Origin of the sequence: Rossellomorea marisflavi (assembly GCF_001274775.1) — a bacterium.
In the GTDB taxonomy this organism is placed as follows: Bacteria; Bacillota; Bacilli; order Bacillales; family Bacillaceae_B; genus Rossellomorea; species Rossellomorea marisflavi.
Window position 1 is genome coordinate 44,104 of the sequence record NZ_LGUE01000001.1, and the last position, 14,580, is coordinate 58,683.

Genomic DNA, 14,580 nt, shown 5'->3' on the forward strand with positions numbered 1-14,580 from the left:
TTTCTCACTAACCTCTTTTTATTCCGGGTCCTTACAAACAATCCGAGTAATCTCCATCAAGTTGGGGTATCCCAAGTATAAGTGACTAGAGGGGCTTGGCGGCTTTATAATGCTGCGCTTTTTCCGCATACTCCCTTGAGATCCGCTCCATGTCCATGATATCGTCTTCATTCAACTCCCTAATAACCTTGGCGGGTCTGCCGAATGCAAGGGTGTTGGGAGGGATGACTTTCCCTTGAGGGACAAGGCTACCGGCACCGATGAAGGCGCCTTCACCGATCTCGGCATTATCGAGGATGATCGAACCCATGCCGATCAACGCCTTTTTTCGGATTTTGCAGCTGTGCAGGATGACCGCGTGACCTACGGTGACTTCATCCTCGATGATCAGGGGATTGTCCGGACTTTGGTGAAGCACGGAGTTATCCTGGATATTGACCTTTTTCCCGATCTTGGTCGGGGCGACATCCCCGCGGATGACGGAATTGAACCAGACGCTCGATTCTTCCCCGATCTCGACGTCCCCGGAGATTGTCACATAATCTGCAATATATGCAGTCTCTGCAATGAGCGGTTTTTTATTATAATATGGATAGAGCACTTTATACTAACCCCTTTCAGAAATATTTACTATAATAAATGGTAGCAGAATTTTTCGGAATTACCATCTTTAAAGGAGGATTCGCCATGTGGAAATGGGAAACGGATCAAGAAGCAAAGGCAGTCATCGTCATCATTCACGGAGCAATGGAGCATCACGGCCGTTATGGTTGGCTCATTGAAATGTGGCGCTCGGCAGGGTATCATGTCGTCATGGGGGACCTTCCCGGCCAGGGTATGACCTCGAGGAGCATGAGGGGACATATCGAATCATTCGAAGAGTACCTCATCGAAGTGAAGGATTGGATCCAGGCAGCCTATCAGTTCGAGCTCCCTGTATTCGTGATCGGTCACAGCATGGGTGGGCTTGTCGCCGTACGTCTGCTCCAGGAATCGCACGTGAATCTTGCAGGGGTCATCCTTTCCTCGCCCTGCCTCGGATTGATGAATTATCCGAACAAGTCGGTTGACCTGCTTTCATATGGCCTCAATAAAGTTGCCCCATCGGTTAAATTCCCATCGGGATTATCGATCAATATGGCGACCAGGAACGCTGAAGTCCGTGAGATCGACAGCAACGATTCCCTCTATATCACGAAAGTCTCTGTCCGGTGGTACCGGGAATTGATCAATGCGATGAAGCATGCTCACCAGGAGCTTGATAAAATGCCTGACTATCCGTTGCTTGTCATGCAGGCGGGGGATGATCAGATCGTGGACAAAAGGGCTGTGAAAAAATGGTTTACAGAACTTTCCTTGTCCGAAATGCATTATAAAGAATGGGCAAAATGTTATCATGAACTTTACAATGAGCCGGAGAGGGAGGAAATCTTCGAATACTCCAAGTCCTTCATTGAAAGCCGGCTGAAAACATTGGGTTATATTGTGTAATGAAGTAAGGAAGAGGTGATAAGCGTGTCCATACCAAGCGATCCATTTTCATTAATGACAAAAGTATATCGAAATGTTTTTCCGCACGTTCATCACGAACTTGATCAATGGAAAATGAAGGCGGAAGCGATCCCGAATGAAGAATTGAGGCGACAGGCCCTCTCAAGCATTGAACATAAGACGTTTCACTGTGAGGGCGGTGGCATCATGTCCCTCCTTTCCCTCGATAAGAAAGTAGAAACGATCCGTTTCATCGTGGCCTATCAAACGATCAGCGATTATCTCGACAATCTATGTGATCGGAGCGTCTCCCTTGATCCGGATGATTTTGCCCTCCTTCACCAGTCCATGAGGGATTCCCTTGATGTCGGTGCAGAACCCGTGAACTACTACGCCCTTAGGGAAGACCAGGATGACGGCGGATACTTGGAAGCACTGGTCAGGACGTGCCAGGGTGTCCTCAAGGATCTACCGAATTATGAAGCGATCAAAGAAGAGCTCGCCCAGCTTTGTGATTACTACTGCGATCTGCAGATACATAAGCATGTGAAACAGGAAGAGCGCGTCGGACGGCTGCAGGGGTGGTTCGAGTCCCATAGAGAGAACCTTCCTGACATGGACTGGTATGAATTTTCTGCTTGCTCCGGATCGACCCTCGGAATCTTCTGCCTCGTCTCGTATGCGAACCGGGCCGATTTCCATCCGTCCTATACGGAAAAAATCAAGAGCGGCTACTTCCCGTATATACAGGGACTACATATCCTCCTCGATTATTTCATTGATCAGGAAGAAGACAGGGAAGGGGGAGACCTCAACTTCTGCTTCTATTATGAAGATGAAGAGCATATGAAGGAACGGCTCCTGCACTTCCTACGCAAAGCGGATGAGCATACGGAAGGACTCCCACACGCCCATTTCCACCGATTGATCAACAAAGGGCTCATCGGCGTCTATCTGTCAGATGATAAAGCCAGGAAGCAGCGGGACGTTCATCACTTTTCAAAAGAATTCATCAATGAATCTGGCTGGATCACGAAATTCTTCTATTTCAACGGTAAAATGTATCGGAAATGGAGAAGCCGGAAAAAGACATCTTAAAACCCAAAACCTCGACATCGCTCGAGGTTTTCTTTTTGGTTTTATGAAAAAAATGGAATAAAAAAGGTTAGATGGTTACAGGTGAGAAAGTGGGTACCGGGACCATATAACTGTTTTAATTCTGAAAATATTTACTTTTCAGAATAAAGGAGTATATTTGGTAGAGAAAGTATTTACTAGAAACTTTAGGGGGAATGGAAAGTGAAGTCTAGAAAGATCATGTCTGTCGCCATGGCCGCAGCGCTCAGTGCCGGTTTATTTGCTGTACCTGCATCCGCCCATGACGCCACTCCGGTGAACGTCCTGAAGGACCCGGTGTCGAAGAAGGTACATAACCACGGGGAAGGACCGTTTGACCTTGCCATCGCCAATGAAGAGAGATTGATCGAGATGCTCAAGGAAAAAGGGGATATTTCGAAGAATGCATCAGCTTCTGAAGCTGAAAAAGAAGTGCAAAAGTTCCTGAAAGAAAAATCCGATGGCTTGAAGGAGCTTGAAGATGATGGAGAGCTGAAGGAAGAGAAAGAGAAGCTCGAAAAGAAAATCACCCAGAACAAAAAGAAGGGGAAGGGTCAGAATAACAAAAAGAAACATCGTAACCTGGACCCTGTAAAGGAAGAATTCTATGACGGGGATGTCAGGGAGGACAAGGTCCTTGTCGTCCTGATGGAATTCCCTGATTTCCCTCACAATTCGATTCAGGAAGATGAAACCGACATGTACTATGACGATTATGTGCAGAAGCACTATGAAGACATGGTATTCGGTAATAGAGGATACAAAGGTCCCAATGGGGAGAAGCTGGTCTCCATGAAGCAATTCTATGAGCAGCAAACCAACGGTGCCTATACGGTTGATGGGGAAGTCACGAAATGGTATATGGCCAAGCATCCGGCAGCCTACTACGGCGGCAACGGAGCGAATGGCAGTGACGCAAAGCCGAGGGAACTCGTCAAGGAAGCCCTTGAAGCTGTTGCAGCAGATCCCGATGTAGATCTTAGTGAGTTCGATCAGGAAGACCGCTATGATTTGAATGGAAACGGGAATACCCGCGAGCCGGACGGCATTGTCGATCATCTCATGGTCGTACACTCTGCTGTCGGTGAAGAAGCGGGCGGCGGAAGCCTTGGAGAAGATGCCATCTGGTCCCACCGTTGGAACCTTGGCAGCGTATTCCCGATCAATGGAACGGAAACCGACGTTCCATACTGGGAAGGCAACATGGCTGCATATGACTACACGATCCAGCCGGCTGACGGAGCAGCAGGGGTGTTCGCCCATGAGTACGGACATGACCTCGGACTTCCGGATGAATATGACACCCAGTATACAGGTGAAGGCGAGGCCGTTGCTTACTGGTCCATCATGGCAAGTGGAAGCTGGGCAGGGAAGATCCCTGGTACAGAGCCGACAGGATTCAGTGCATGGTCCAAAGAATTCCTTCAAGCTGCCCATGGCGGCAACTGGTTGAAGTATGATGAAGTCAGTCTTGATGACCTGAAGAAAAAGGGAACGGAATTCTACCTCGATCAGGCCAATACGAAAGGTACGAATGCAGATGCGTTGAAGATCACGCTTCCGGATAAAGAGACAGAGATCACCAAACCGTTCAGCGGAAAGTACAGTTACTTCAGCGGCAGCGGAAACGATCTTGATAATTCCGCGGTCGTCGATGTGAATCTGTCATCTGCCTCAAGTGCAGAATTCTCCTTCAAAGCTTGGTATGATATCGAGCAGGATTGGGATTACGGATCTGTTCAAGTAAGCGAAGACGGAAAACAATGGACAACCATCCCGGGTAATATCACAACGGATGCAGACCCTAATAGCCAAAACCCAGGCAACGGGATCACCGGAAAATCCGACGGCTGGATCGATGCCAAGTTTGACTTGAGTGCGTATAAAGGGAAAAACGTTAAAGTGAAGATCAACTACTGGACGGATGTAGCGGCCGTGTTCCCTGGATTGTATGTAGATGATATCAAGGTGACGGCAGATGGAAAACAAGTATTCTTCGATGATGCTGAGGGTAAAGCAAAAGTGAAGCTTGAAGGATTTGCGAAGGATACGGGAGTCAAAAAATCAGAACATTACTACCTTCTTGAGTGGAGAAATCATCAGGGAGTCGATAAAGGACTGGCTCATATCAAACGTGGTGACAGCCTCATGTCCTATGATCCTGGCCTTGTGATCTGGTACGCAGATGAATCGTACGATGACAACTGGACTGGCATCCACCCTGGTGATGGATATCTTGGAGTGGTCGATGCGGATCAAATACCGATTAGATGGAGTGATGGTTCCGTTGCTTCCACCCGCTACCAAATCCACGATGCTGCATTCAGCATGGATAATGCCAAAAAGATGTTCATCGATTACCGCGACCTTCTCGGGTTGACTCTTACCGATAAGGATACGAAGAAAAATCCTGAGTTCTATGACAGGAAAGACTACTCGAATACAAGGATGCCGGATGCGGGACGAAATGTTCCTGAATATGGCCTGAAAGTCAAAGTGACGGGTCAAAGTAAAGACAAGTCCGTAGGGCGCATCGAAGTATCTAAACATTAATCTTGAAGGGTGATCGCCGACCGGCGGTCACCCTTTAAGCATGTTAGTGGACATTTTTCACTATGGAATTGATAATAATACTCACATCACACAAAGGAGATGTAAGTATTGGCCATTAAATTAAGCATTCTCGATCAATCACCGATCGCAGAAGGAATGAGCCCACAAGAGGCTCTTCAAAATACAGTAAAACTCGCACAGCATGCCGATCGCTTGGGGTATGAGCGTTTCTGGGTGTCTGAACACCATGATTCCACCAGCCTTGCCGGTTCTTCACCAGAAGTATTGATTGCCCATCTTGCACAAAATACAGAGAGGATCAAGGTAGGCTCTGGCGGAGTGATGCTCCCCCACTACAGCTCCTATAAGGTGGCTGAAAACTTCCGATTGCTCGAGGGTCTCAATCCTGAACGGATCGACCTCGGTCTTGGAAGGGCTCCTGGTGGGATGCCCATGGCCACGATGGCCCTTCACGACGGGAAACCAAGGGACGTCGACCGCTATCCTGAGCAGATCGACGACCTCCTCGGTTATATGACGGATAATCTGCCGGCTTCCCACCCTTACCAGGGACTGACGGCGGCTCCGCAGATCGCTACGATGCCTGAAGTGTGGCTGCTCGGATCAAGCCCATCAAGCGCCATGTTGGCTGCTCAAAAAGGACTTCCGTACACGTTCGCCCAGTTCATCAATGGCGAGGGCGGTCCGCAATACACCGCAGCTTACCGCAATAACTTCGTGCCAAGCCCTTATCTTGATCAGCCAAAGAATATTGTCGCTGTCTTTGCGATCTGTGGCGAAACGGATGAAGAAGCTGAAAGGATCGCCTCGAGCATCGATCTTTCTATCCTCATGATCGAACAGGGGATGCGTTCGAACGGAACCCCGAGTCCCGAGAAAGCGGCCCAGTACCACTACAGCCCGTTCGAACTTCTCCGGATCAAAGAGAATCGGAAGCGGATGGTTGTCGGAAGCCCCGAAACCGTGAAGAATAAAATTCTCGCCTTGAGCGAGCAGTATCAAACAGACGAAATCATGCTCGTGAGCATCACGTATGATTTCAACGATAAGCTGAAATCATTCGAATTGATCGCCAATGCACTGATGGACGCATAAGCAAAAGGGACGACCCGCGGGCCGTCCCTTTTTGCTTATCTTTTTTCCAGGGCCACGATGAATGGCGGATGGTTAAGCTGATTCATGAACTGATAGCGGAGGACGTGGACATAATTCTGGTCGAGCTTCTCCACATAGCGGAGGATATAATCCCTCTCCACCGCGCCTTCCGGGTGTCCGTGATAGATCACAAGGACGAGGATGCCTTCCGGCGCCATCATTTCAAGGATCTGATTGAGGGCGAGGATCGTCGTCTTCGGACGGGTTACGATCTCCTTATCTCCCCCCGGCAGATAACCGAGATTGAAGATGGCCCCTGTCACTTTCCCGTGATGGACGGGAGGAATCACATTCATCACGGTCTCATGGCCCTGATGGAACAGGGTGACCCGAGGCGCCAATTCGTGGGTATCAAGCTGCTCTTTTGTATTCTCAATGGCTTCTTCCTGGATGTCAAAGCCGTAGACCCTGCCGTTTTCTCCTACGAGCCTGGCGAGGAACAGCGTATCGTGCCCATTCCCTAGCGTGGCGTCGATCACGACATCCCCGGGGCTTACGGCACGCTCAAGAAGCTGCCTTGCAAATGGTAGAATTCTGTCTAATTTCATGTTGTCACATCCACTTTATAATATTTTCCCTGCCAGCTCTCGCGGCGCTTCATTTCATCGTCGATGGCGTTCAGCACGCTCCATTTATTCACGCTCCACATCGGGCCCACCATGAGATCGATGGGACCATCTCCGGTGATCCTGTGCACCACCATTTCGGGAGGGATGATCTCGAGCTGATCACAAACCAATTGTATGTATCGATCAAAATCAAGGAACTCCAGAAGTCCTTTTTCATATTGTTTGACCATCGGTGTGCCTTTCAGAAGATGCAGAAGATGGATTTTGATCCCCTGTACATCGAGTTTTGCCACTTCGGCAGCGGTCTCAAGCATCATCTCGTCTGTTTCCAGAGGAAGGCCGTTGATGATATGGGAACATACCCGGATCCCGTGCTTCCTTAACTTCCTGACCCCTTCTTTGTAGCATTCATAATCATGGGCACGATTGATCAGGCCTGCCGTCTTTTCGTGTACCGTCTGAAGCCCAAGCTCCACCCAAAGATACGTCCTTTCGTTCAATTCAGCCAGATACTCCACCACGTCATCGGGGAGGCAGTCCGGGCGCGTGGCGATGGACAGGCCGATGACCCCGTCCTGCTTCAGCACGGATTCATAGCGTTCCCGTAGTACCTCGACGGGGGCGTGGGTATTGGTGAAGGCTTGGAAATAGGCAAGGTATTTGCCGTCCTTCCATTTTTTATGCATTTTATCCTTGATATCATGGAATTGTTTTTCTAATGATTCGGCCCTGTTGCCTGCAAAGTCACCAGACCCTGCCGCGCTGCAAAAGGTGCATCCACCAAATGCGGCGGTACCGTCACGGTTCGGACAGTCGAATCCTCCATCCAGTGCTACTTTGAACACTTTATGGCCGAAGTGTCCGCGCAGATGATAATTCCATGTGTGGTAGCGTTTTTGGTCGGCTGCATATAGAAATGGGTTTGTCTCGATGGCAAACACCTCCTGATTCGTCGATTTCGGTGGTTCATCATAGAGATTTTAACATGAAAGAGGGGGAGAATGAATCCTCGGGGACCCAAAAGGCGAAGTTTACCACTTTTGAAATGGGTGAGCAGGCTCACACTAAGGGATGGGAAGTACTTCCCGAAAGCACTAAATAGGCAGGGGGATGTTCAGATGGCAACGAGGCAATCAATCGACGAGTGTATCCAGAAGTGTGAAGACGCCATCCGCGAAGGTCAGAAGCAGTATCAGGCCGGTCTCGGACAGGAACATTACAGTGACAGTGATTATACGCAGGCCATGCAGAAGATCGAGGAATCGGTCAATGACCTCGCACAGCTGTCACAAAGCGCCAATGCCCAGCAGCGTGAACAGCTTCACAGGATGCGGCTTCAGGTGCAGCATCTTCAGAATGAAATGATCCTCCTTGAGCATGATCCTTCAACGGTGGGGGGGACCCTTCATTGAAGAAACGATCCGATCAAAACAACCCGGAGCAGAGCGGTCGGAACAAACCGATCGATACCGAGTTCGGTAAAGAGTACAATCCTGTTGAAACTGTGAAAAAGCAGAATGAGCACAGGAGTCAACCCGTTCGGAGCAACCATCATAATGACAAATAGCAACACGGCCAGCCCTGGAATCCAGGGCTGGCATTTTTTGTTCAAGCGCTTGAATCACCGCATTGAAGCTGCATTACATAACAGGTTTGAAGCCGGTAAATAGTTCTTGCCCCTTTCAACGAAAAGGAGTAAAATCCTCTAGGGAATTGAAAATGTGTTAGAAAGGAAGAGGAAAAAATGCCAAGATCTTTATGGCTCCTCATCATCGGAATGATGGTGAACGTTACCGGTTCTTCCTTCTTATGGCCTTTGAATACCATCTACCTGCATGATCACCTTGGAAAGACATTATCCATGGCCGGCATCGTCCTCATGCTTAACGCAGGGGCGAGCGTTGCCGGGAATCTGATCGGTGGGTTTCTTTTTGATAAAATGGGTGGATACAGGTCCATCCTTCTAGGGATCCTCATCACCCTTACAGCACTTGGAGGAATGAATCTCTGGCACGGATGGCCTCATTATGTCGTGTTCCTTACCATCGTAGGCTTCGGATCAGGAATTGTGTTCCCGTCCATGTATGCCATGGCAGGGTCCGTATGGCCGGCCGGGGGAAGGAAAGCATTCAATGCCGTCTACGTGGCCCAGAACATCGGGGTCGCCGTCGGGGCGTCACTTGGCGGCCTGGTTGCATCGTTCTCCTTCAATTATATCTTCCTCGCGAACTTCTTGATGTACATCGTATTCTTCCTGATCGCATTGTTCGGCTATAAGAAGATCTCCGCCCAGGTTTCGGGACATACGTCGGTCATTCAGGAATCCAGGCCGATACGCGACCGTTCGAAACTGACGGCGCTCCTGCTTATTTGCGGAGCGTATCTTTTATGCTGGGTCGGATATGTGCAGTGGCAGTCCACGATTGCAAGCTATACCCAGGAAATCAATATTTCCCTCAAGCAGTACAGCTTCCTGTGGACGATTAACGGGGCGCTGATCGTCCTTGCTCAACCTTTATTGTCCCGGGTCATCAAACGGTTCGAGAATAATTTGAAGATCCAGATCATGATCGGGACGGTCATCTTCATGCTGTCATTCGCCGTTGCGGCATTCGCCGATCAATTCATGTGGTTCGTGGCAGCCATGATCATCCTGACCGTCGGGGAGATGCTCATCTGGCCGGCCGTTCCGACCATAGCCAATTCCCTTGCACCTAAAGGGCGGGAAGGGTTTTATCAGGGCATCGTCAACAGCACGGCGACAGGCGGCCGGATGATCGGTCCCCTTATCGGCGGATTGATGGTCGATATGTTCAGTATGCAGATCCTATTTGTCATCCTGATCGCCTTTTATATCGTGGCCATGATCTTATCCAGCATCTATGATCGTCCATTGAAGAGAAAAGAACCGGTAACCATTTCAGTCCATTAAAAAAAAGCGTACGATGCATGCATCGTACGCTTTTGGTTTCTAATCAAATTAAAAGGGCTCCCGTATCCTACGGAAGCCCACTTGCAAAAAATTGAGGCGGATAATCCAGACGCCACATCGTCTGTTGTCACAAGGACGCGATTACCGACTTACACAATTCAGCTCATCGCTAGATAAGAATAACATGGGCGCCGAAAAAAGGCAACCTCTTTTTTAAAGGGATGGATTGCGTGGAATCCGCCAGTGACGGATCAGGGGGCCGGAACCCCCGAAAACGGGGTCGCACGATGGGAGGGGAACCGAGATGATGTCCAGGCGCGAGCTCGTCCTGTCATCCGTCCTTCCTTTCTTTGTGTTGAAATCCCTTCCGTCAGGATAGGCGCCTGCAACCTTGAAATCATCACTCGCCGAAATCCGTTTATGTCCGGTGCCTGCAGGCAGGATGAGGACGTCCCCTTTCTGGAAGCGTACTGTTTCTCCGAACTCGCCCCCCACCAAGACCTCGGCTTCCCCGTCGATGACTCCCAACACTTCATGGGTATTGCTATGGAAATGGTGGTAATCAAATATTCCGTTCCTCCAGCTGTTGCACCATTCATTCCGTTCGAACACCGTTTCGGGGCTGTCCGTTTCTCCTGATAAGGCATCTCTGTATAATAACACCGGAAGATTCGGGTTATTGGGGATGATCCCATCATCCTCAAAATACAAGATCTTTAGTTCGGCGATTTCCATCCTGCATTCCTCCATTCGTTGTTAAGGAGATTCCCTCCGTATCAAGCCTTTAAACCGTTTTCCAAAAAGTGGTGTCGAATATTTTCCATAAACGCAGTAGATGGTATGCTAGGATATAGTTATCTGAAAATTTCGGGTTTGGAGGAAGGTCGATGAGTTCATTGTTAAAGTCGGTATCGGTCGAGATGATCGAAATCATTCTCGAGAACGCGTTTGAGTGGCTTGTTGTCGTGGATGAGGGAGGGACGATCATCTATATGAACGACAGCTACTGCCGTTTCCTCGAGGTGGAAAGGGAAAGGGCCGTCGGCAGTCATGTCACGGAAATCATTGAAAACACACGCATGCATATCGTTGCGGCCAGCGGCAAAGAAGAGGTGGCCGACCTTCAATATATCAGGGGGAACTACATGATCGCCAACCGGATCCCCATCGTGGTGGACGGTCAGGTGATCGGGGCTTTCGGATCGGTCATATTCAGGGATACGAGTGAATGGATGCAGATGAGTTCCCATGTGAAGAACATGATGTCTAAGATCCAAAGCTATATCCATGATATCAACAGCGGTGTGCGCTATACCCTGAACGACATCATCGGTGATTCAGAAGTGATGCTCGAGCTGAAAGAAAAAGTCCAAATGATTGCCCCGAGCGATATTTCCATTTTGATCAGGGGAGAGAGCGGAACGGGGAAAGAGCTTTTTGCCCACAGCATCCACCAGCTGAGTGAACGGAGCTCGCAGCCTTTCATCAAAGTCAACTGTGCAGCCATACCGGAGCATCTTCTGGAATCCGAACTGTTCGGATATGAAGAAGGGGCATTCACAGGAGCGAAAAAGGGAGGGAAGAAGGGTAAATTCCAGCTTGCCCACAAGGGGACCCTCTTCCTCGATGAAATCGGAGACATGCCTTTGAATATGCAGGCGAAATTGCTCCGGGCCCTCCAGGAAGGAGAGGTGGAGGCAGTCGGTTCCACAAAGATCCACCATGTGGACGTCCGGATCATAGCCGCCACGAACCGACCCCTTGAAACGCTTATGGAAGAAAAGCGCTTCCGCAGCGACTTGTATTACCGGATCAATGTGATCCCTTTTCATATCCCCTCCCTTAAAGAGCGGAAGGGGGACCTTTCAAGACTTGCCTCCTTCTTTCTTGAGAAATCGATCAAATCCTCTGGGAAACGGATCAGTGGATTCGAAGGCGATGTACTGGAAATATTCAAATCTCACAGCTGGCCGGGGAACCTGCGGGAACTGGAAAATGTGATCCATGCCGCTACCTATCTCACCTCTGGCACCGAAATCAAAGTAAATGCCCTTCCTTCTTATTTGAAAGTGGGGAATGTGTACAAACCAGGGTCGAAATCATTAAAAGAAATGATGGAAGAAACGGAACGTGCCATATTGGAAGAAACGATCCGAAGCCACCCTGACAAACGGACAGCTGCCCGTGTATTGGGGTTGGGGAAATCAAGCCTGTATGAAAAATTGAACAAGTATCACCTCCAATGAAGCGTGTGTCCGGAATGCCGGACTGTTGTCCGGATTTCTGGAAATAGGATGAAAGTGGCAGATTTGTGGGTGCCGAAAAAGCAGGAGGGAGAATCTGTCCGGAATCCCGGACAGATTTTTTTCAGATGAAGAGGGAAACACCGATAGACCAATAGAATCCGTATGGTAGATTTTTTTAAAATACGTCTAAAACGTGACAGAATGGGAAAATGAAACGCGTAGAAGACAAGAAACCAGTTAATTTTCCGAATAGTTAAAAACTTGGCACGAACCTTGCGGGTACATTATGTGAAAGGGGAACAAAACCCGATTGGTGGGTGCAAAAAGATGTAAACGATTACAAATACAAAGGGGGAGCAAGAATGTTAAGTATGATCGGCCTTATTGGAGGACTTTTACTATTAATCTATTTAACGATGAAAGGCATGAATATCCTGGTTGTCGGCCCGGTAGCGGCACTGTTTGTGGCAATCCTCAGCGGCATGCCTCTTTTCCCGCAGCTGGCTGCAGAAGGGGAAGCAGATCTCGTCACGAACTATATGACAGGATTCACTGGGTTTGTAGCTGCCTGGTACCTGATGTTCCTATTGGGCTCGGTATTCGGGAAGGTAATGGAAGACAGCGGGGCGGCCGACAGCGTATCCCGTTTCGTCGTCGACAAGATGGGGATGAAATATGCAGTGCTTGCCGTTGTGGCATCCTGTGCGATCTTGACGTATGGCGGAGTCAGCCTGTTCGTCGTCGCCTTTTCTGTCTATCCAATGGCCCTGAGCCTGTTCAAACAGGCAGATCTTCCTAGACGCTTCATCCCGGCTGCCCTGGCCCTAGGGTCCGTCACCTTCACGATGACGTCTGCCGGATCACCGGAGATCCAGAACTGGATCCCGATCGAATATCTTGGAACCACTCCTTATGCCGGCTGGGAAGTAAGCATCATCGTCGCGGTCTTCATGGCTTCTTTCGGCTATTGGTGGCTGAAGCGCATGATCAAGAAAGCACTGGCCAAAGGGGAGCGCTTTGAAGCGAGAAAAGAAGATCCGATCATCGATGAAGGGCGTCCACTTCCGAATCCGATCATGGGTCTGATCCCGCTCCTCGTCGTCCTTGGATTGTCCTTTGCCTTCCATGATTCATTGAAGCAATCGGCACTCATCATCGCCCTCCTTGGTGGGGTCATCACCACGTATCTTCTGAACAGGAAGTACTTCAAAGGCTTCTGGGGTGCGGTATCTGAAGGAACCGTCGGTGCGTTGATCGCCATCGGAAATACGGCAGCCGTCGTCGGTTTCGGCGGAGTCGCCAAAGCGGTTCCTGCATTTGAAACAGCGGTGACGGCCATGACGAGCATCCCGGGATCTCCGTTGATCGGCGGAGCCATCGCCGTCAGTGTCATTGCCGGTATGACCGGATCATCTTCCGGAGGTCAGGCAATCGCGCTGCCACTGCTCGCGCCTCACTACATGGATATGGGTGTGAATCCGGAAGCATTGCACAGGGTCGTATCGATATCGTCCGGGGCTTTGGATTCCCTCCCCCACAATGGATATGTCGTCACGACCATCCGTTCCATCTGTAATGAAACACATGAGGCCGCTTATGGGGCCGTAGGGGCACTCACGGTCATCGTTCCCCTCATCGGTGTCATCATCGCCATTGTCCTATTCTCTCTAGGTTTCGGTATCTAAGAAAGGAGTTCCATCATGGTAGAAAATAAAGTCGTATTCATCACAGGAGCTGCGCAAGGCATCGGGTATGAGATCGGCAGGGAGTTCGCGATCAAGGGAGCGAAGGTCGTCCTGACCGATCTTGATGAAAAGAAAGTGGAAGAAGCTGCAAGCTCCCTCATGAAAGAGGGCTTCAAGGCCAAAGGCATCAAATGCGACGTGACGTCCGAAGAGGACATCCGCGGAGCAGTAGACAGGACGGTGGAGGCATACGGCCGGGTCGATGTGCTGATCAATAATGCAGGGCTCCAGCATGTTGCCCATATCGACGAGTTCCCCACCGAAAAGTTTGAGCTGCTCATCAAAGTGATGCTTACCGCACCATTCATGGCCATCAAGGCGGTATTGCCCCATATGAGGGACCAGCAGTGGGGACGGATCATCAATATGGCTTCCATCAATGGCCTCATCGGCTTCTCCGGTAAGGCTGCGTATAATTCAGCAAAGCACGGCGTCATCGGTTTGACGAAGGTTGCCGCACTTGAAACGGCCGATCAGGGGATCACGGTCAACTCCGTATGCCCGGGGTATGTCGATACCCCCCTCGTCCGGAATCAGCTCGCAGACCTTGCCTCCACTAGGGGAGTGGAGCTCGATAAGGTCGTAGAAGAAGTGATTTATCCCCTTGTTCCTCAAAAGCGGCTTCTCGATGTGAAGGAAATTGCGGATTACACCCTATTCCTCTGCAGTGATGCGGCGAAGGGCGTGACCGGTCAATCTGTCGTACTCGATGGGGGCTACACCGTCCAATAGAAGATTGAAAGCGGCGTTCA

The 14,580-nt window shown here is 49.8% G+C and carries 14 protein-coding genes; 10 read left to right on the forward strand and 4 right to left on the reverse strand.

The window, feature by feature from the left end:
* Positions 1–85 precede the first annotated feature (85 nt).
* Positions 86–601, reverse strand: a complete 516-nt coding sequence (locus tag AF331_RS00280; RefSeq protein WP_053426263.1) for a gamma carbonic anhydrase — start codon at positions 599–601, stop codon at positions 86–88.
* 86 nt (positions 602–687) lie between these two features.
* Here AF331_RS00280 and AF331_RS00285 point away from each other — a divergent pair, with 86 nt between their 5' ends.
* From AF331_RS00285 to AF331_RS00300, 4 genes are all read left to right on the forward strand, one after another.
* Positions 688–1,491 (forward strand): alpha/beta fold hydrolase, encoded by an 804-nt coding sequence (locus AF331_RS00285; RefSeq protein WP_053426264.1) that lies wholly within the window; start codon positions 688–690, stop codon positions 1,489–1,491.
* Positions 1,492–1,515: 24 nt separating this feature from the next.
* On the forward strand, positions 1,516–2,589 hold the full coding sequence (locus AF331_RS00290) for a tetraprenyl-beta-curcumene synthase family protein (protein ID WP_053426265.1): 1,074 nt from the start codon (positions 1,516–1,518) through the stop codon (positions 2,587–2,589).
* 201 nt (positions 2,590–2,790) lie between these two features.
* Positions 2,791–5,160, forward strand: coding sequence for an immune inhibitor A domain-containing protein (locus AF331_RS00295; RefSeq protein WP_053426266.1), 2,370 nt, complete (start codon positions 2,791–2,793; stop codon positions 5,158–5,160).
* A gap of 108 nt (positions 5,161–5,268) precedes the next feature.
* A complete protein-coding gene (locus tag AF331_RS00300; protein WP_053426267.1) occupies positions 5,269–6,276 on the forward strand; it encodes an LLM class flavin-dependent oxidoreductase in 1,008 nt (335 codons plus the stop codon).
* A gap of 35 nt (positions 6,277–6,311) precedes the next feature.
* Here AF331_RS00300 and AF331_RS00305 read toward each other — a convergent pair whose 3' ends face one another.
* Positions 6,312–6,884, reverse strand: coding sequence for a class I SAM-dependent methyltransferase (locus tag AF331_RS00305; protein ID WP_053426268.1), 573 nt, complete (start codon positions 6,882–6,884; stop codon positions 6,312–6,314).
* Positions 6,881–7,846, reverse strand: a complete 966-nt coding sequence (locus tag AF331_RS00310) for a TIGR01212 family radical SAM protein (protein ID WP_082346644.1) — start codon at positions 7,844–7,846, stop codon at positions 6,881–6,883. Before AF331_RS00310 ends, AF331_RS00305 begins: the two co-directional genes overlap by 4 nt.
* Positions 7,847–8,023: 177 nt before the next feature.
* On the opposite strand from AF331_RS00310, the gene AF331_RS00315 reads away from it, so the two are divergent.
* The 3 genes from AF331_RS00315 (at position 8,024) to AF331_RS00325 (ending at position 9,837) form a co-directional block, all read left to right on the forward strand.
* Positions 8,024–8,317, forward strand: a complete 294-nt coding sequence (locus AF331_RS00315; RefSeq protein ID WP_053426269.1) for a YtzC family protein — start codon at positions 8,024–8,026, stop codon at positions 8,315–8,317.
* Positions 8,314–8,472: a hypothetical protein gene (locus AF331_RS00320; RefSeq protein WP_053426270.1), complete on the forward strand. Its 159-nt coding sequence runs from the start codon at positions 8,314–8,316 to the stop codon at positions 8,470–8,472. The genes AF331_RS00315 and AF331_RS00320 overlap by 4 nt, the downstream gene beginning before the upstream one ends.
* A gap of 177 nt (positions 8,473–8,649) precedes the next feature.
* Positions 8,650–9,837 (forward strand): MDR family MFS transporter, encoded by a 1,188-nt coding sequence (locus AF331_RS00325; protein WP_053426271.1) that lies wholly within the window; start codon positions 8,650–8,652, stop codon positions 9,835–9,837.
* A 213-nt stretch (positions 9,838–10,050) separates the two neighbouring features.
* Here the strand turns inward: AF331_RS00325 and AF331_RS00330 are convergent, their stop codons facing one another.
* Positions 10,051–10,572: a cupin domain-containing protein gene (locus AF331_RS00330; RefSeq protein ID WP_053426272.1), complete on the reverse strand. Its 522-nt coding sequence runs from the start codon at positions 10,570–10,572 to the stop codon at positions 10,051–10,053.
* Between the two features lie 152 nt (positions 10,573–10,724).
* Between AF331_RS00330 and AF331_RS00335 the strand changes: the two genes are divergently transcribed.
* The 3 genes from AF331_RS00335 to AF331_RS00345 all read left to right on the forward strand — a co-directional run bounded on the left by AF331_RS00335 (position 10,725) and on the right by AF331_RS00345 (position 14,560).
* The gene (locus AF331_RS00335) at positions 10,725–12,083 is read left to right on the forward strand and encodes a sigma-54 interaction domain-containing protein (protein WP_053426273.1); all 1,359 of its coding nucleotides are present in this window, start codon (positions 10,725–10,727) and stop codon (positions 12,081–12,083) included.
* Positions 12,084–12,445: 362 nt separating this feature from the next.
* The gene (locus AF331_RS00340) at positions 12,446–13,768 is read left to right on the forward strand and encodes a GntP family permease (RefSeq protein ID WP_053426274.1); all 1,323 of its coding nucleotides are present in this window, start codon (positions 12,446–12,448) and stop codon (positions 13,766–13,768) included.
* Between the two features lie 15 nt (positions 13,769–13,783).
* On the forward strand, positions 13,784–14,560 hold the full coding sequence (locus AF331_RS00345; protein WP_053426275.1) for a 3-hydroxybutyrate dehydrogenase: 777 nt from the start codon (positions 13,784–13,786) through the stop codon (positions 14,558–14,560).
* Positions 14,561–14,580 lie beyond the last annotated feature (20 nt).